Source organism: Clostridium tyrobutyricum (assembly GCF_019144085.1).
Classification (GTDB): domain Bacteria; phylum Bacillota; class Clostridia; order Clostridiales; family Clostridiaceae; genus Clostridium_B; species Clostridium_B tyrobutyricum_A.
In genome coordinates this window covers 1-237 of the sequence record NZ_JAHHUY010000133.1, presented here as the reverse complement: position 1 = coordinate 237, position 237 = coordinate 1, and the positions used below count along the sequence as shown (strand labels likewise).

Below are 237 nucleotides of genomic sequence, written 5' to 3'. Positions count from 1 at the left end.
TGCATTGCTCTATCCTTCATAGTAGGGATGCTTAAAGGTCTTAAATTTCCATTGTCTTTCTGAATATTTATTCGTCTTGTTAGCATAGGCTTATAACCTTTAATTCTTATATCCTTAATCGCTAGATATTTTTGCTTATCACTTGTCCAGAGAATTCTATCTACCCCGAGGTTTTTCCCCCCCTTGTTTCTAGTTACTTTCCTTACAGCTAAAGCTTTTGCATAAAAAGAATTTGTT

The 237-nt window shown here is 34.2% G+C and carries 1 protein-coding gene; it reads right to left on the bottom strand.

The window, feature by feature from the left end; genetic code table 11:
- Window positions 1–237: reverse transcriptase N-terminal domain-containing protein (locus tag KM800_RS15320; RefSeq protein WP_217813846.1), on the bottom strand; the 237-nt coding region annotated here is incomplete at both ends.